Source organism: Gordonia sp. SGD-V-85, from assembly GCF_001456905.1.
Lineage (GTDB): Bacteria > Actinomycetota > Actinomycetes > Mycobacteriales > Mycobacteriaceae > Gordonia > Gordonia hongkongensis.
In genome coordinates this window covers 121,739-138,322 of record NZ_LNQO01000005.1, presented here as the reverse complement: position 1 = coordinate 138,322, position 16,584 = coordinate 121,739, and the positions used below count along the sequence as shown (strand labels likewise).

At 68.1% G+C, this 16,584-nt stretch carries 17 protein-coding genes and 2 tRNA genes; 7 read left to right on the top strand and 12 right to left on the bottom strand.

Annotation, left to right across the window (positions count from 1 at the left end; all coding sequences use genetic code 11):
• Window positions 1–71 precede the first annotated feature (71 nt).
• The 4 genes from AS181_RS07655 to AS181_RS07640 all read right to left on the bottom strand — a co-directional run bounded on the left by AS181_RS07655 (window position 72) and on the right by AS181_RS07640 (window position 1,871).
• The gene (locus tag AS181_RS07655; protein WP_058250988.1) at window positions 72–281 is read right to left on the bottom strand and encodes a CsbD family protein; all 210 of its coding nucleotides are present in this window, start codon (window positions 279–281) and stop codon (window positions 72–74) included.
• 170 nt (window positions 282–451) lie between these two features.
• On the bottom strand, window positions 452–721 hold the full coding sequence (locus AS181_RS07650; protein ID WP_058250987.1) for a hypothetical protein: 270 nt from the start codon (window positions 719–721) through the stop codon (window positions 452–454).
• A 123-nt stretch (window positions 722–844) separates the two neighbouring features.
• On the bottom strand, window positions 845–1,309 hold the full coding sequence (locus tag AS181_RS07645; RefSeq protein ID WP_171011642.1) for a nucleoside deaminase: 465 nt from the start codon (window positions 1,307–1,309) through the stop codon (window positions 845–847).
• Window positions 1,310–1,328: 19 nt separating this feature from the next.
• The gene (locus tag AS181_RS07640) at window positions 1,329–1,871 is read right to left on the bottom strand and encodes a tRNA adenosine deaminase-associated protein (RefSeq protein WP_058250986.1); all 543 of its coding nucleotides are present in this window, start codon (window positions 1,869–1,871) and stop codon (window positions 1,329–1,331) included.
• Window positions 1,872–1,949: 78 nt separating this feature from the next.
• Between AS181_RS07640 and AS181_RS07635 the strand changes: the two genes are divergently transcribed.
• The gene (locus AS181_RS07635) at window positions 1,950–2,924 is read left to right on the top strand and encodes a prephenate dehydrogenase (protein WP_058250985.1); all 975 of its coding nucleotides are present in this window, start codon (window positions 1,950–1,952) and stop codon (window positions 2,922–2,924) included.
• Between the two features lie 35 nt (window positions 2,925–2,959).
• On the opposite strand, the gene AS181_RS07630 is transcribed toward AS181_RS07635, so the two are convergent.
• Complete coding sequence (locus AS181_RS07630; RefSeq protein ID WP_082652894.1) at window positions 2,960–3,514, bottom strand: putative glycolipid-binding domain-containing protein; 555 nt, start codon at window positions 3,512–3,514, stop codon at window positions 2,960–2,962.
• A 160-nt stretch (window positions 3,515–3,674) separates the two neighbouring features.
• On the bottom strand, window positions 3,675–4,460 hold the full coding sequence (locus tag AS181_RS07625; protein WP_058250983.1) for a hypothetical protein: 786 nt from the start codon (window positions 4,458–4,460) through the stop codon (window positions 3,675–3,677).
• 604 nt (window positions 4,461–5,064) lie between these two features.
• Between AS181_RS07625 and helR the strand changes: the two genes are divergently transcribed.
• Window positions 5,065–7,191 carry an RNA polymerase recycling motor ATPase HelR gene (gene helR / locus AS181_RS07620; protein WP_058250982.1) on the top strand — a complete coding sequence of 709 codons (2,127 nt, stop codon included), beginning with the start codon at window positions 5,065–5,067 and terminating at the stop codon, window positions 7,189–7,191.
• A gap of 149 nt (window positions 7,192–7,340) precedes the next feature.
• Here helR and AS181_RS07615 read toward each other — a convergent pair.
• A tRNA-Arg gene (locus AS181_RS07615) sits at window positions 7,341–7,416 on the bottom strand.
• A 36-nt stretch (window positions 7,417–7,452) separates the two neighbouring features.
• Window positions 7,453–7,544 (bottom strand) — tRNA-Ser (locus AS181_RS07610).
• 118 nt (window positions 7,545–7,662) lie between these two features.
• Here AS181_RS07610 and hisC point away from each other — a divergent pair.
• The gene (gene hisC, locus AS181_RS07605) at window positions 7,663–8,730 is read left to right on the top strand and encodes a histidinol-phosphate transaminase (protein WP_058250981.1); all 1,068 of its coding nucleotides are present in this window, start codon (window positions 7,663–7,665) and stop codon (window positions 8,728–8,730) included.
• Window positions 8,731–8,764: 34 nt separating this feature from the next.
• Here hisC and AS181_RS07600 read toward each other — a convergent pair whose 3' ends face one another.
• Window positions 8,765–9,742, bottom strand: coding sequence for an alpha/beta hydrolase (locus AS181_RS07600; protein WP_058250980.1), 978 nt, complete (start codon window positions 9,740–9,742; stop codon window positions 8,765–8,767).
• Window positions 9,743–9,934: 192 nt separating this feature from the next.
• On the opposite strand from AS181_RS07600, the gene AS181_RS07595 reads away from it, so the two are divergent.
• Complete coding sequence (locus AS181_RS07595) at window positions 9,935–10,444, top strand: acyl-CoA thioesterase (RefSeq protein WP_058250979.1); 510 nt, start codon at window positions 9,935–9,937, stop codon at window positions 10,442–10,444.
• On the opposite strand, the gene AS181_RS07590 is transcribed toward AS181_RS07595, so the two are convergent.
• Window positions 10,418–11,665 carry a hypothetical protein gene (locus AS181_RS07590; RefSeq protein WP_058250978.1) on the bottom strand — a complete coding sequence of 416 codons (1,248 nt, stop codon included), beginning with the start codon at window positions 11,663–11,665 and terminating at the stop codon, window positions 10,418–10,420. The genes AS181_RS07595 and AS181_RS07590 overlap by 27 nt on opposite strands.
• Before the next feature lie 149 nt (window positions 11,666–11,814).
• Between AS181_RS07590 and AS181_RS07585 the strand changes: the two genes are divergently transcribed.
• The 3 genes from AS181_RS07585 to AS181_RS07575 all read left to right on the top strand — a co-directional run bounded on the left by AS181_RS07585 (window position 11,815) and on the right by AS181_RS07575 (window position 14,799).
• Entirely contained in the window at window positions 11,815–12,906 is a 1,092-nt protein-coding gene (locus tag AS181_RS07585; RefSeq protein WP_058250977.1) for a magnesium transporter CorA family protein, read from the top strand.
• Between the two features lie 124 nt (window positions 12,907–13,030).
• Window positions 13,031–14,002 (top strand): ABC transporter ATP-binding protein, encoded by a 972-nt coding sequence (locus AS181_RS07580; RefSeq protein ID WP_058250976.1) that lies wholly within the window; start codon window positions 13,031–13,033, stop codon window positions 14,000–14,002.
• The gene (locus tag AS181_RS07575) at window positions 13,999–14,799 is read left to right on the top strand and encodes an ABC transporter permease subunit (protein ID WP_058250975.1); all 801 of its coding nucleotides are present in this window, start codon (window positions 13,999–14,001) and stop codon (window positions 14,797–14,799) included. The genes AS181_RS07580 and AS181_RS07575 overlap by 4 nt, the downstream gene beginning before the upstream one ends.
• 15 nt (window positions 14,800–14,814) lie before the next feature.
• Here the strand turns inward: AS181_RS07575 and AS181_RS07570 are convergent, their stop codons facing one another.
• Both AS181_RS07570 and AS181_RS07565 read right to left on the bottom strand, forming a co-directional pair.
• The gene (locus AS181_RS07570) at window positions 14,815–15,489 is read right to left on the bottom strand and encodes a winged helix-turn-helix transcriptional regulator (RefSeq protein ID WP_058250974.1); all 675 of its coding nucleotides are present in this window, start codon (window positions 15,487–15,489) and stop codon (window positions 14,815–14,817) included.
• Window positions 15,490–15,684: 195 nt separating this feature from the next.
• Window positions 15,685–16,557, bottom strand: coding sequence for an exodeoxyribonuclease III (locus AS181_RS07565; protein ID WP_058251135.1), 873 nt, complete (start codon window positions 16,555–16,557; stop codon window positions 15,685–15,687).
• Window positions 16,558–16,584 lie beyond the last annotated feature (27 nt).

The window sequence follows — 16,584 nt, the reverse complement described above, 5'->3', positions numbered from 1 at the left end:
GACTGTACCGCAGACCCGCGGTCAGACTTAAATCGGCTGCTCAGGCGGGCTTCGTCGAGCGGCCGGCTGCACTAGTGGCCGGTCAGCTTGTCCTTGACGTCGTCGATCTTGCCCTTGACGGCGTCGGCGGCGTCGGTGATCTTCTGCTTGCCCTCGGCCTGCGCCTGGTCGCCCTTGCCCTCGTTCTTGAGGTCCTGATCGTCGGTGAGGCTGCCGGCAGCTTCCTTGCCGCGACCCTTGAGCTCTTCGGCCTTGTTCTTGGCGTCGTCCGTGGTTCCCATGAAGCCTCCTCGGTGAGGTTCGGCGCGGCCGGGTGCCGTCCGATGTGGAAGAACTCGGCGACGACCGACGCGCCGGCTGCTCGACACTGGCGCCGCCTGGGGAGCGGACTCCCGCATCCCACCGTGCCACAGGTGTGCACTGAGCTGCATGACCGCAGGTCAGTGACCTGTCAGCGGCTGTTGAACTTCTGGGACACCTCGTTGATCTTGTCCTTGGCGGTACTGAACGCCTCTTGGACCTTCTCGTTCTCGGCGAGATCGTTGAGCTTGTCCTTGGCGGTGTCCAGCGCATCCTGGACCTGCTTGCTCTCGACGAACTCGTCGATCTTGTCGCGCGCGGTACCCAGCGCCTCCTGGACCTTGCCGCTCTCGGCGAGCTCGTTGATCTTGGCCTTGGCGGTGTCGAAGGCCGCGGTCACCTTGTCGGACGGATCGGTCATGATTACTCCTCGCGGATCGGGGATGCTGACGTCCAATCTGCCAGGACCGCCCGCCGCCGACCACCGGTCCGCACCCTGAGATCTCACCGATCTTGAGTCCTCACGACCCCGAGATGACGACGGTCACGGGTGTCGTCGGGTGGCGAAGAAGTCGACCATGAGTGCGCGGCACTCGGCTTCGAGGACGCCGCCCTTCACCTGGGGGCGATGCGACAGCCGTGGATCGCGGACGACGTCCCACAGCGAACCGACTGCACCGGTCTTGGGCTCCCACGCCCCGAAGACGACGGCGTCGACCCGGGACAGCGTGATCGCTCCGGCACACATCGTGCACGGTTCGACGGTCACCGCGATCGTGCATCCCGGGAGCCGCCATCCATCACCGAACGCCCGCGCCGCGGCACGCAGCGCAAGCACCTCGGCGTGGGCCGTCGGATCGGAATCGGCCTCGCGACGGTTGGCGGCGCGGGCCAGTTCGACGCCCTCGGGGTCGAACACGACTGCCCCGATGGGTACGTCGTCGGTGCCCGACAGTGCCGCCGCGTCGAGCGCGGAGCGGACCATGGCCTCCCAGGCGGGCGCACTCATCGCGCGGCTTCGTGCGGACTCAGTGGCCGAGGGAGTCGAGGACCTTGCCCAGCTCGTCGGCGAAACCGAGCCGCGCCGCGATCATGCCGAGCTGTTCGTCGGCATACAGATCGGTGTCCCCGACGATGATGCTCATGACCGCGTCGGGCAGTCCCAGGTCGGCGAGCAACCCGAGGTCCCCTTCCTCCCACGGATCGATCTGATCGAGCTCGTCCGGATCGATGTCGGGGACCTCGATGTTGAGGGCGTCCAATGCGTCGACCGCGATGTCGTAGTCGACGGAGGCGGTCGCGTCGGAGATAAGCAGACGCGCCCCGGTCGGCGACGGCCGGACGATGATGAAGAACTCGTCGTCGACGTCGAGGAGTCCGAAGACCGCGCCCGCCGAACGCAGCTCACGCAACTGGGTCTCGGCGTCCTCGAGATCGGAGAGCGCCGACGGTTTCATCGCGGTGACCTTCCAACCGCTCTCGTCGCGGACGACCGCCACGGCGAAACCGTCGATGTCGTCGTCCACGTCCTGCGCGTTCGACCCCGACTTCCCAAATCCGGCACCGGCCATGCGACAAACCGTAGCCCCTATCACCGGTACTCCCAAGTCCCGGTTCACCGGGCATGACCGGTATGGGAACGTGTCAGGGTGACTGCCGCGCCGTCGTCCCCCGCTGTCGCCCTTTCCACGCCGGTCTGTGTGCTGGGTCTCGGCCTGATCGGCGGCTCGCTGCTGCGGGCCCTGCACGACGCCGGGCACGAGGCGTTCGGCTACAACCGGTCGGCCACGACCGTCGATGCGGCCATCGGCGACGGTTATGACGCGTCCGCGGATCTCGTTGCGACACTCGAGCGTGCGGCGTCGTCGGACGCGCTGCTCGTGCTCGCGACACCGGTGACGACGATCGGCCCCCTGGTGACGGCCATCGCCGAGAACGCGCCCGGGCTCCTGGTCACCGACGTGATCAGCGTCAAGCAGGAAGTCGAGCGCCTACTCGCCGATCTGCATCCCGGAGGTCGATACGTCGGCGGGCATCCGATGGCCGGGACCAGTTCGTCGGGTTGGGCGGCAACCGACGCCACCCTCTTCGACGGGGCGATGTGGGCGGTCACCACCACCGACCACACCCCGGCCGACGACTGGCTCACGGTGGCCGCGCTGGCCGTGACGGTCGGCTCGCGAGTGGTGCCGGTCGCACCCGACGCGCACGATCGGGCGGTCGCCGCGATCTCGCATCTGCCACACCTGACCGCCGCGGCCACGGCCGCCGTCGGGGCCGGTGAGAGCGACCTCGCCCTACGCCTGGCCGCCGGCAGCTTTCGCGACGGCACCCGCGTCGCCGGCACCGCACCCGCCCTGCAGCGCGCGATGATCGAGGCCAACGGCATCGCCGTGCTCAACGTCCTCAGCGAGACCATCGACCGCCTCACCGCCGTCCGCGACGAACTCCGCGACCACGGAACCGCCGAAGTGCTGGTCGACGACGGGCACCGCGCGCGAAAGGCGTACGAGCAACTGCATTCCGGCGCCGCGGAGGTCATCTCCGGGGTGACGGTCGGCGACGACGGGTGGCAGCAGGAACTACGCCGGCAGGCCCATCAGGGCCGGGTGTGGGTGGGCTGACCGCCGCGCCGCGTCCCTGGGGCCGCCCGCACACGTCAGACCCGGCGTGCGAGACCCGGGTAGTCGACGACGAAGTTGTTCTCGTCGACGGTGATGGTGGTGGTCGCAAGCGGCGACACCACACGGAATCCGTCCGTGCCCGGGGTGTACGACATCGTCGCCGGCTTCACGTCTCCGCTGGGCAGGTACATGTACGCGACCGGGATCTCGACCGCACCGGGAGTCGACGCCGAGAGAGCGCGTCGCCGGATCGGCAAGGCGTTGAACATCGGTGACAATGCGAGGTCCACGTCTTCGGCGCCGTCGAAGTCCGAACGGGTGGTCTCACCGTCGGGACGACGGATCAGCCACGTGCCCTCGTCGTCGCGGGTGATGCCGAACTGCGTCTCACCGTCAGTGCGTACCAGGTGGACGGTGAGCCGCTTGACCACACCGGCATCGGTGGTCTGCAGTTCGTAGGACGCGGAGAACGCCTCGTGGTCGGCGGTCGCCGCGGCGATGATCCGTCCATAGGCCTTGAGTCGTGCGCCGGACACGACCAGGCGGACCTGTTCCAGTCGATCGGTGTCTTCGCCTCGCCACGTGAGCATCGTCTTGAACTCGTCGTTGGTGGCGGAGGACTGACCGCTGTCAGGGGCTGTCTGCGGAGAACTCACGTGACCACGGTAGCGAGCAACCGCCCCGATCACACATCGGACGACCTGGTCACCCGACCGATCACCCGGTCCGGGACCCCGAAGACGTGACCGTTCAGGCGATACAGGACGCGGTCCGGCGGGTCGATGACGGCGTCACGGTGTCTTCGACCACCACCTCGCCCGCGACCGTGATCGAGCAACTCACCGAGCTACCCGTTCCCGCGATGACCAAGAGGCGCAGCGGGTTGACCCCGCCGGTGAACTGAACGGTCCACGGATTCGTCGGGGCGAACTCCGAGCGCAGGCCGTTGTCGTCGACGTAGAGGATGGTGGCCTGCCCGTCGATGGTCGCCTCGTAGGTCACCGGTTTGTTCTGCGGATCGATGCGCTCACCAGGTTGGCCCGGAAGCTGCTGTCCCGGGTCGGGCGGGGTGAGGCTGGGCGGTTCGAAGGTGCGTGGGATCGGCATGGTGTCGGTGACCGGCGGCGAGTCGGCGAAGCGGTCCTGCGGTGCCTCCTCCCGCAGCCCGAGGAACCCGACGAAAGCCACCACGAGCAGCACCACCACGCCCAGGGTCAGGATCAGGGTCGCGGTGGGCACCTTGCGGATGCGTGAACCCGGTCGGCCGTCGGCGCTTTCGACCTCCCGCTCGGCGGCCGCGACGCGTTCGGCCTCGGCACGCTCAGCGCGCTCGGCCATGGTGATCTCGGTGTTCGTCGGCTGACCGGGGCGGAACATCGGGGTCCCGTCCACGGCGTACCCGAGCGGCGGATAAAGCTGCGGTGCGACGGGTTGCCCGTAGAGATCGCGAAGCGACCCGCCGGTCTGACCACCGCTCCCGTCGCGGCGTCGAGGGTCGTGAGCACCGGGGTTCGGCCCCCCGTACGGCTGTCCCATCGTCGGCCTCCGGTCGGATTCTCGAGCGTCGTCGTCGACGCGGCGCGGCCTCGACCGAAACCTACGATCCGGCTCGACGGCGCGCGTCATTCCCTCTCCGACCTTACGGCGCGAAGTCGGGAGCCCACCTCGACGATCGGAAAACCGCAGGCCACGACGATGCCGCGACGACAGCGAACCAGTCGGTCGAATGAGCCCGAACATCAAATGACGGAGACGCGGAAACCGTGGCCGCGCTGCCGCCCCACCCCCGTGCCCTCGGGGGCGGCAGCCCCCTGACAGGCCCCGCCGAAAAGAGTTCACCGTAGTGAACTGAAAGTACTTTCACATACAGCACCGCGGGCTGCAACAGCTGCGCGGACGTCCAGGACAAGTGATATCGGGGTCCGTTTCACCTGCGCACCCGCCGATCTCTGCCCCTTTCACCATAAGCCCTGGACAGGGGCTTGCCGCAAGACCCCCTATCCGGTGCAGAATCGCTGTCTCACCTGCGACGACCACCCCTGCCACCTGCTGATTCGGAGTCATCTCTGTGCCCCCAGTCCCCGAAACCCCAGTCCCTGAGACCTCAGTCCCCGACGACGCGACGTCAACGACCACCGCGGTGTTCGCCCTCCCCGACAGCCTGTCCCCGAAGAACGATCCGGCCCTCGTCGCCGACGACACCCGACACTTCGCCTCGATCACCACGAACCTTCGACGCAACTTGGCCGACGCAGACGAGCGCCTGCAGCAGCTTTGGCGCGAAGCCGGTGGCAGGGGTCGCCGGGCCGTCGACCGCGACATGGAGATCCACCAGCTCGGCGCACGTATCCGATCGCTGCGGCGGTTCGGTCTCGACCTGTGCCTGGGTCGGCTGGTCCGCGACGGCGGGGAGATCCTTTACATCGGCCGGCTCGGGCTGACCGATGCCGCCGGCGAGACCCTGCTCGTCGACTGGCGCACCCCGCTGGCCGCGCCGTTCTTCGCCGCCACCCGCCGCGACCCGATGGGACTGGTGAGCCGACGCCGCTACCGCTGGACCCACGGCCGGATCACCGACTACTGGGACGAGGTCTTCGTCGACGACCCCGCGGTGCTCACCTCGCACGCGGCGCTCGACGAGCAGTCCGCGTTCCTCGCCGACCTCGGCGCCAGTCGTTCCCCGCGCATGCGAGATGTCCTGGGCACCATCGCCACCGATCAGGACTCGATCATCCGAGCCGACTCGCACGGGACCCTCGTCGTCGACGGCGGGCCGGGAACCGGCAAGACCGTCGTCGGGCTGCATCGTGCCGCCTACCTCGTCTACGCCGATCCGCGCCTCGCCGGTCATCGGGGCGGGTTGCTCGTCGTCGGACCTCATCGGCCGTACCTCGCCTACGTCGCCGATGTGCTGCCGAGCCTCGGCGAGGAGAGCGTCCAGACGTGCACTCTCGCCGACCTCGTCGTCGAAGGTGATTCGGCGACAACCGAAGCCGACGTCGACGTGGCACGGTTGAAGTCGTCGGCTCGGATGGTCGAGGCGGTCGATCCGGCGGTCAAGTTCTACGAACAACCGCCGACGACGCCGTTCGTGGTCGAGACACTCTGGACGGAGACGACTCTGACCGCGGACGACTGGGCGGACGCCTTCGACGCAGCCGAGCGCGGAACCGCACACAACGAGGCGCGGGACGAGGTGTGGGAAGAACTGGTGTCGATCATCGGGTCGCGACACGACGACGACGTGCCCCAGCACGCACTGCGTCGTGCGTTGGCGGCGAATGACGAACTCGCGGCGGCTTTCTCGCGGGCATGGCCGATCCTGGACGCCGCCGAGATCGTCGGTGACCTGTGGTCGGTGCCGGCCTTCCTCCGCATGTGTGCGCCGTGGCTGTCGCCCGGCGAGGTACGCGCACTCCAGCGCAGCGTCCCCGACGCCTGGACCGATGCCGACCTGCCGATCCTCGACCGCGCCCACCGCCGGATCGGGGACCCGGCAGCGTCGGCCCGACGTCGCCGGCAGCGCGCGGACCTGACGAGGGAACGCGAGCACATCGACCAGGTGGTCGACGACCTGATCGCCGCCGAGGTCCACGACGACGGCGAGGGACTCATGACGATGCTCCGGCACGAGAACCTGCGCCACAACCTCGGGGACGGGTTCGTGGGCGAGACCGCCCGCCCACTGTCCGGGCCGTTCGCGCACATCGTCGTCGACGAAGCGCAGGAACTCACCGACGCCCAGTGGCAGATGCTGATCGACCGTTGCCCGTCGAAGAGCTTCACCGTCGTCGGCGACCGCGCGCAGGCACGACGCGGATTCCCCGAGTCATGGGCAGAGCGACTTCGTCGCGTCGGTCTGCGCGACGTCACCTCGGCGGGACTCACGATCAACTACCGCACCCCGGAAGAGATCATGGATGCGGCCGCCCCCGTCATCCGCGCGGCGCTCCCCGACGCGAACGTGCCGACTTCGGTTCGGCGCGCGGGCATTCCGGTCACCTACGGCGACCGCGCGGACCTCGACACCGTGGTCGACGACTGGATCTCGACCCATCGAGACGGAATCGCCTGTGTGATCGGCGAATCCGGCTTCGCCGGGACCGACCGCGTGCGGTCGCTCACCCCCACCCTCGCCAAAGGGCTCGAGTTCGACCTCGTCGTGCTCGTCGACCCCGATGCCTTCGGCGCGGACACCGAGGGCGCGGTCGACCGCTACGTGTCGATGACCCGGGCGACTCAGCAGTTGGTGATCCTCCGCACGTAGACCCCACCACCGATTGGGGTAGTGCCGTACTCGTGTCGACGTCCCGGGCGCCGGCGAGGATGGAAGACAGCACCGGCACCTCGTCCACCCACCCAGGGTTCCGGTGCACACAGAAGAGGCCCGTCACCGGGATCGGTGACGGGCCTCTGTGGTGCGCCCGTAGGGATTCGAACCCCAAACCTTCTGATCCGTAGTCAGATGCTCTATCCGTTGAGCTACGGGCGCGTGCTATTCAGTTGTACCGCCGTCGGCCGACTGCGGTGGCGGAGGCGAGAGGATTTGAACCTCCGGTCCCGTTTTAGCGAGACAACTCATTAGCAGTGAGTCCCATTCGGCCGCTCTGGCACGCCTCCTTGGCGGAGTCCTTTCGAACTGCCGAGTCGAAAGGTTACACACCCTTCGCGTCCACAAGCAAACCGGTTGGTCAGAGCCGGTTTCTGCCTCATCGGGGTCGCGGCCTACATTGGTCGGGTGAGCCTGCGAATCCGCCCCGACCTGGACGACCTTCCCGTATACGTACCGGGCAAGACGTTTCCGGGAGCGGTGAAGCTCGCCAGCAACGAGGTCACCGAAGGTCCGCTGCCGAGCGTCGTCGAGGCGATCGGCGCGGCGGCCGCAGCCGTGAACCGCTACCCCGACAACGGGATGGTGGAGCTGACCGCAGCGCTGGCCAAGAGCCTCGGGGTCACCGAAGACGAGGTCCAGGTGGGATGCGGGTCGGTCATCCTCTGCCAGAATCTCATCCTCGTCACCAGCGGACCAGGCGACGAGGTGGTCTTCGGGTGGCGGTCCTTCGAGACCTATCCCCTGGCGACGCGCGTCGCGGGCGCGACACCGGTCCAGGTCCCGCTCACCGGCGATCTGACCTACGACCTGCGCGCGATGGCCGACGCGATCACCGACCGTACGCGGTTGATCTTCGTGTGCAATCCGAACAACCCGACCGGGACCGTGGTCGAGGCAGCCGACCTGCGGGAGTTCCTGCAGAGCGTGCCGTCCGACGTCATCGTCGCGCTCGACGAGGCGTACTTCGAGTACCTGCGCCTGCCGTCGAGTCAGGCGTACGACGCACTCGAACTCCGAGGCGAGTTCCGCAACCTCGTGGTGCTGCGCACCTTCTCGAAGGCGTACGGGCTGGCCGGGCTGCGCGTGGGTTACGCGATCGCCGATCCGGAGGTCATCACCGCCCTCGGCAAGGTTCACGTTCCGTTCTCGGTCAGCAGCGTCGCCCAGGCCGCCGCGCTCGCCAGCCTCGACGCCGGCGACCAGTTGCTGGCCCGCACCGACGCGGTCGTCGCCGAACGTGCCCGCGTCACCGCACGACTGCGCGGCGCGGGCTACCGGGTCCCCGATTCGCAGGCCAACTTCGTGTGGCTCGACCTGGGAGCGGCGTCGATGGACTTCGCGCGCGCCTGCGTCGACGCCGGGGTGGTGGTCCGCCCGTTCGACGGCGACGGCGTGCGGGTCACCGTCACCAACGCCGCCGAGGACGACGTGTTCCTGCGGTTCGCCGAGGGCTGGGACGGTCCCCGGAGCTGATCCTGGACCGCGAGCCGACCGAGCCGGTCGCCGGTCAGAGCCCCCGGCCGATGGTCGGCCACAGGGCCGCGAGGTCGCGCTCCCAGTACGCCCACGTGTGGGTTCCGATGAGGCGGAAACCGTCGGTGTAGGGCACCCCCGCGGCACGCATCGTGATGGCGAACTCGAGCGAACAGCGGTAGGCACCCAGTTCGAGCGCCGACGAGGATGCCGTGACGACGTCGCGCGGCCCCTCGTCCGGCTCGATCTGACGCTGGAGGTCGAGGGGGCCGATGGCGCCGGACCCGGCGGCGATGAAGATGTTCTTCCCGCGCAACCGGTCGAGATGAAGACTCGGGTCGTGTGCGCGCCAGCCCGCGGAGCCGAACGGGCCCCACATGTTGGTGGCGTCGCCGCCGTCGCGACCGACCGTCGTACGGACGTAGGCCTCGTTGACGGGACCGGACACCGGCGGGCAGCCGCTGAGCGAGGCGACGCCGGTGTACATCTCCGGGTGTCGGATGGCCAGGGAGAACGCGGCCTGCCCACCCATCGACAGCCCGATGACCGCGTTGCGGCCGTTGCCGTCGAACCGGTCGTCGATCAGCGGCGGCAGCTCCTTGGTGAGGAACGTCTCCCACATCGGCTTGCCGAGCGCGGCGTCCTTCTTCTGCCAGTCGGTGTAGAAGGTGCCCTTTCCTCCGGTGGGGAGTACGACGTTGACGTTCTTGTCGGCGAAGAAGCGTCCGGCGCGACCCTTCGTGATCCAGTCGCTGACCTCGCCCTCGGCGCCGGCGCCGTCGAGCATGTAGACCGTCGACCGCGGCGTCGATCCGCCGACCGGGGTGAGGACCGACAGCTTGATCCGCTCGTTCATCGCCGGTGAGAAGACCCAGATGTCGGTACGCAGCGCACTCAGCTTCTCGGATTTGGCGATGCGCGCCACCTGTTTGGGAGCGGCGTCGGCGATGGCCGGGGTCGACAGAATCCCCACCATCAGGCACACCAGACCCGCGATCAATCGCCTTGACATCTCGCCAACTCCCTCACCGACAATCCCCCCGGAGTGCACCCGGGACCTCGTCGTGTCACCACGTGCGAGTCCGCGCCGACCGGATCGGCCCGACGCGGACATCTAGACTTCCAGACTACCCGGCGTTCAGCCGAGTGGAAGGTCGTGACCACGGCATCTCACGGGCACCGGGACCTCCGAGGAAAGTCGACGATGCCCACTTCACCTTCTGTTCACCACGCGCGTTCCCAGCGGCACGAACCACCGTCGACCACGGGACTCGGTCCGAACGACTTCGCCTTCGTCGCCGAGGTCGGGGTGCGCTGGTCGGACATGGACGCGTTCGGACACATCAACCACGCGCGGATGGTCACGCTGATGGAGGAGGCGCGCATCGCGTGGCTGTTGAGCGCCGGCGAGGACTACGCCCCGCTGATCACCAGCGCGATGATCGTGCACGTCGACATCCGATACCAGGCCCAGCTGCGTCACGACGACTCGCCGCTGCGAATCGGGATGTGGATCAAGGGTTTCCGTTCGGTGGACTTCACCATCGGCTACGAGATCCGCAGCGGCGTTGCCGACGACGCCAGTCGGCCGGCATGCGTCGCGAGCACGCAGATGGCCGTCGTCGACATCGAGAAGCACACCCTGCGGCGGCTGTCCCCCACCGAGAAGGACTACCTCAGCACGTGGTCACGACGGTTCGTAGCGGGCGGGTAACTCGCGCGGCACCGCCGGCGAGATCCGCGCGATGTTGCCCTGCAACACATCTCGATAGATGCGCAACTGCTCTTCGCCGCTGCGGACCTGTTCGGTGAGCCGTTTGGCGTTGTCGACGGAGATCTCCCGGTCGCCCGACCGCGCGATCAACGCGTCGATGCGGTCGTCGAGGGTGGCCGCTTTGTTGTACTCGGCGAGGACCTGCAGCTCGACGGCCGCGGATTCGACGACATGCGCGACCTCGCCGAGCGCCTGGACACGGTCGATGAGTTCGGTCCACACCGGTCGCAGTGTCGTCTCACGCTGATCGATCTGCGCGGCGAAGGTGCGGTCGAAGCCGCCGTTGCGCTTGGCCCGGTCGAGGTCGATGCGTACCGCCCGCAACGCGATGACGTCGGCGGCGATCTCGGCGACCTCCGCGTGCAGGTTCACCTGGGTGCGCTGGACCTCGAAATGGTCGGAGCGCCAGGCGGGGTTGCCGAGGATGCGGTCGTAGTAGTGACCGGTGATGAACAGCAGCGTCTCGTAACCGTCGACGAACGCCGCGGTGCGGGGGGCGCCGGCCTGAGTCGCTCCGCCCGGCGCCTCGCACACGCCCGACAGGAACTGGTCCGCCCACTGCCCCGCCTGCGAGTTGCCCGACTTCGCGGCGACCTGCCCCACCACGCCGGCGATCCGGTCGAACGCGGCGGTGCCGGCGCGACGGACATAGCTCGACGCGTTGACGTTGGGGGTCGGGGTGCACAGCAGCCCGGAGAACAACCGGTCTCGTTCCTCGATCTCGAGATAGACGTTCTCCCGCCGCTCGCGTCGGATCGCCCGGGTCCCCGACGCGAACACACCCTTACCGGCGACGATCTGCTTGCGTGCGTCCTCGCGGCGTCGTTGCAGGCCGTTGAGCCGGTTACGCATCACGGCCGCGACCACACCGGGCACCACCGGACTCGACAACTGGTGTTCGATCTGGACGATCGCGCGCTGCAAGCGGCGCAGATCGCCGAAGCCCGCGGACATGGACGGCATCGGCCGACCGGTGGAGATCCGGCGCACCACGATGGCACGACCACCCGGGGTGAGGTATCCGGAGGCGATGAGCAGCGCCGCGGTGTCCGACAGTTCGCGCCGCTCGCCCGGTACCGCCGAACGATCGCACCACTCGCGGATCTGTTCGCTCGTGCGCGCGGGCATCAAGCGATGTCCGCGGGAACTGCTGTCGACCATGCCGCCGCCTTACCTGGAGAATCGGTGTCCGCGCCCGTCCACAGACACCGATTTCGATGCTACCCGCGGGCGACGACCACCCGGTGTGGTCGACGTCTCGCCTGCCTGTCGCACCGACGGAACACCCCCACCGGTGTCACGATGGCCACATGACAGTTCCCTCGGATGTGTCGGGACCTCGCGGCGTCGAACGCATCCGTGGTCAGATCTGGCGGAACGGCGACCCGGTGGACGGCTTCGACCTCGAGGAGATCTCCACCTGTCTCGACAATCCGGAGAAGTTGATCTGGGCGGATCTGGAATGCCCCACCCACGAGACACTGTCCCAGTTGGCGGCCGAACTCGACCTCGACCCGTTCGCGATCGAGGACACGGTCGCGGCGGCCGAACGGGTCAAGACCGTCACCTACACCGGGCACACCTTCGTGATGGTCTACGCGGTGTCGCTGCACGACGGCGAGTCGCCGGCCGACGACCGGGACGACGATGATGACGTCGGCTCCGCGGCCACCGACTTCCGCGCCTCCGCGAACGGTCGGGCGCGGATGTTCGACCTGCACCGCATCTCGATCTTCGTCAAACGGAACGCACTCATCACCGTGCGACCGACCCCGGCGCTCGACATCGACGAGGTCATGCGGCGTTGGTCGGACAGCGGGGCCACGCAATACGGGATCGGCGCGCTCGTGCACGGATTGCTCGATGTCGTCGTGGACGGACACTTCGACGCCGTGCAACGCCTCGACGACGAGATCGAAGACCTCGAGGCACTGCTGTTCGACGAGCGCATCCCCGGCCGCGAACTGCAACGCCGAACCTACGACCTGCGCAAGGACCTCGTCGTCCTGCGACGGGTGGTCCTGCCGATGCGCGAGGTGATCGCCGGCATCCAACGACGGCGGTTCGACAACCACGCGCCGCCGGAACTCGACCCGCATTTCTCCGACCTCTACGACCACGCGCTCCGGGCGTCGGAGTGGACGGAATCGTTGCGCGACATGATCACCACCGTCTTCGAGACCAACCTGACCCTCGCCGACGCGCGACTCAACACCGTCATGAAGAAGCTGACCGCGTGGGCCGCGATCATCGCCGTGCCGACGGCCATCACCGGTTTTTACGGACAGAACGTGCCGTTTCCCGGTTTCGAGCGACTACTCGGCTTCATCACCAGCACGACGCTTATCGTCGTCGTGGTCGTCGGACTCTATCTGTCGTTCCGGAAACGCGACTGGTTGTGACCGCGTCGTCGGATGTGTTGTCCTGCAACGGGTGTGACTCGTACACGGCGGGTTTCGACATGAAAGCGGTTGACCACGTGCGCGTTTGATAGCGTATGGGCCAGCCCACCGACGGAAGGCACCGATGGAGTCACCCGCGATAACGATCGACGGTCTCACCAAGCGATTCGGCAGCCTGACCGCGGTCGACGACCTGTCGTTCACCGTTGCCCCCGGTCGCGTCACCGGGTTTCTCGGACCGAACGGTTCGGGCAAGACCACGACCCTGCGGATGCTCCTGGGCCTGGTCGAACCGACCGCCGGCCGGGCACTCATCGGCGACCGCCCGTTCCGGGAGATCCCGCGACCCGCCCAGCACGTCGGCGCGGCGCTCGAGGCGTCGAGCTTTCACCCCGGGCGCACCGGACTCGGGCACCTGAAGGCACTCGCCCCGCAGGTCGGGGTCCCGACGTCGCGGTGCCGGGAAGTGCTCGACTTCGTCGGACTCGCTCAGGCCGCGGACCGCCGCGTCGGTGGTTACTCGATGGGCATGCGGCAGCGCCTCGGCCTTGCCACCGCGCTGCTCGGCGATCCGCAGATCATCCTGCTCGACGAGCCGGCCAACGGTCTCGACCCCCAGGGCATCGTGTGGCTGCGCGGGCTGCTGCGGTCACTGGCCCACGAGGGTCGAACGGTCCTGGTCTCCAGCCACGTGCTCGCCGAGGTGCGGAGCACCGTCGACGACGTGGTGGTGATCGGCAACGGCAAACTGGTCCGGGCCTCCACGCTCGCCGACTTCGAGGCGCTGGCCGAGCACGCGGTCGTCGTCCGAACTCCGTCGCGCGCGTCGTTCGTCGCACTCGCCGGCGAACGCGGGTGGCACCTCGAGGACACGCACGACGGTTTCCGGGTGCCCGGCGTGAGTGCGGCCACGGTCGGGACGGCCGCCTTCACCGCGGGCATCGAACTGCACCAGCTCGCCGACGTCGGCGCCGACCTCGAGGCGGTCTTCCTGCATCTCACGAAGTCTTCGGACGCACCGACCAGTCATTTCTCCGGCGGGTCAGCCGATCCCGGCCCGAACGGGGCACCGACGTCGCCGGGGGCCGTCCGATGAGGGCCGCCCTGATCGCCGAGTACCGCAAGTTCACCTCCACGCGGATGTGGTGGGTCCTGCTCATCGCCATGGTCGCCTACCTCGGGTTCATCGGTGCGGCCCTGGCGTTCTCGATGACGACCGAGAACGCCATGCAACAACCCACGACCCTCGTCGGCGCTGATCTGGCCCGCTCGATCTACGCCCTCACCAGCCCGATCGGTTACGTGTTCGCCCTGGTGATCGGCAGCCTCGCGGTGACCGGGGAGTTCCGGCACAAGACCATCACGGCGAGCCTGCTCGTCGAACCGAGACGCGGAATCCTGTTGGTGGCCAAGCTGATCGCCGGTATCCCGATGGGTCTCCTCTACGGCGTCCTCGGCACTCTCGCGGTCGTCGCGACGGCGGCACCGATCCTCGCGACGGTCGGGGACGGCGCATTTCTCGGCGACAGCTCCACCCTCGAGGTGATCGGCCTGTCGATGCTGGTGATGGTGCTGTGGACCGCGATGGGGGTGGCGTTCGGCGCTGTGGTGTCCAACCAGGTCGCCGCGATCGTGATCCTGCTGGCCTTCACCCAGCTCGTGGAACCGATCGCACGCATCGCGCTGGCGACCTTCGACGTCACGTCGTCGGTGTCGAAGTTCCTGCCCGGGTCCGCCGCCGACGCCCTCGTCGGCTCCAGCTTCTTCGCCACGATGGGTGGTGGCAGTGACGACCTGCTCCCGCAATGGGCCGGCGCCCTCGTCATGCTCGCCTACATCGCCGCGTTCGCGGTCATCGGTCGCTACACGACGTTCCGCCGGGACATCGCCTGACGGTGCCCGCGGCGCTCACGCCGGTCGCGGGACCGCCGACGAGAGGCTCTGCCCGATCCACGACGGCACGTCTCGTGCCACCTCCGCGGCACCGTGGATCTCGACGCGGTCGGCGGCGAGCGCCAGACGCCAGTCGATGTCGCCCCGCCAGATCTCGGTGAGAGTACGCAGATCGGTCATCACGGTGGCGTCGAGTTCGTAACCGGGGTCGAAGTCGCACACCTGCGCCTCACCACCCGCGACGACCAGCCACCATGTGCTCGCCTTGCCGATGACATCGCGAAAGACGAACTGCACCATGGTGCGTCGTCGCGGCCACCGGTCGACCGGGACGGTGCGGTGCATGTCCCACATGAGCAGATGCGGGTCGAGGTCGGCGTCGCCCAGCTCGCCGATCCAGCGGATTCCCCACGCGCTCAGTGCCTCTACGACCGTGGCGAGCTCCTCGCCCATCGTCGTCAACGTGTACACCGAACGACCGCCGACAACGCTGCGGTTGATCACCCCGGCACGTTCCAGACTGCGCAGGCGCTTGGTGAGCAGAGCCGGCGACATCTTCGGCACCCCGCGTCGCAACTCGTTGAAATGCCGACTGCCCAAGAGTAGTTCGCGGACGATGAGGATCGTCCAGCGCTCGTCGAGCAATTCCATCGCCTTGGCCACCGGACAGAACTGTCCATACGATGTCATCGCAGCCTCCCCACTGCTGGTAGAGCCGGCGCCACCTCTTGCCGGTTGAGCCGGTCGGGTGAGCTACAACCACCGCTGGGTGAGCCGCAGCCGCAACCGCAACCACCGCTGGTTGAGCCGGCACCGAGCGCCAGCGAGGCGCCGAGTCGAAGCCACTCGGCGACCACCATCGATCAGGGACGCGGGAGCCCCGGATCACAGCTCGGCGTACTCGACGACCAGCGGGGCGTGATCGGACAGCCGAAGGTCCGGCGACGCCTCCTTGTCGACCACCACCGAGCGCGCCCGCCGGGCAAGCGCGGGCGAGGCGAGCTGGTGGTCGATGCGCCACCCGACGTCCTTGACGAACGACGCCCCCGCCCAGCTCCACCAGGTGAGCGGTCCGGGACGGTCACCGTGCAGGGCGCGTACGACGTCCACCAGCCGGCGCGGACCGGTGATCTCGCCGAACCAGGCGCGTTCTTCGGGAAGGAAGCCCTCCATCTTGCGGGCCGCGCGCCAGTTGGTGACGTCGTGTTCGAGGTGTGCCACGTTGAGGTCGCCGAGGAGTAGAAACTCTCGGCCGGCGCGGCGGGCGGTGAGCCGGTTGCGCGCGAGCTCACGGGTGAACCCGGCCAGAAAGCGTTGCTTGCGTGCGTATTTGGCGCCGCCGTCGGGCGCCTCGCGCATCGAGCCGGGACGCTGCAACTCGGCCGGGAGTCCACCCTTGGGCAGATAGAGACTGGCGACCGTCAGTGGACGATCGGCGAGATCGACCTCGACGTAGCGACCCTCGTGAGCGAAAGCGGACAGCCCGCGAGCCTTCGGCGGATGGGTCAGCCAGGTGCGCACCGCGGCCGGCTCATTTCTGGTGAGCACCGCGACGCCGTTACGTCCCGCGATGGAGCCGACGTCGACCGCTGCGTGGTAACCGTCGAACTCACCGACGTCGTCGATGCCACACCGCAGTTCCTGTAGTCCGACCACGTCGGGCTGTCGTCCGGCGAGCCAGGCGTCGAACCCCCGACGGCGCGCGGCGCGGATCCCGTTGACATTGAACGACGCAACGGTGAATCCACCGGTGCTCATCATCTTTCTCCTCTGGCCTCGGTGTCG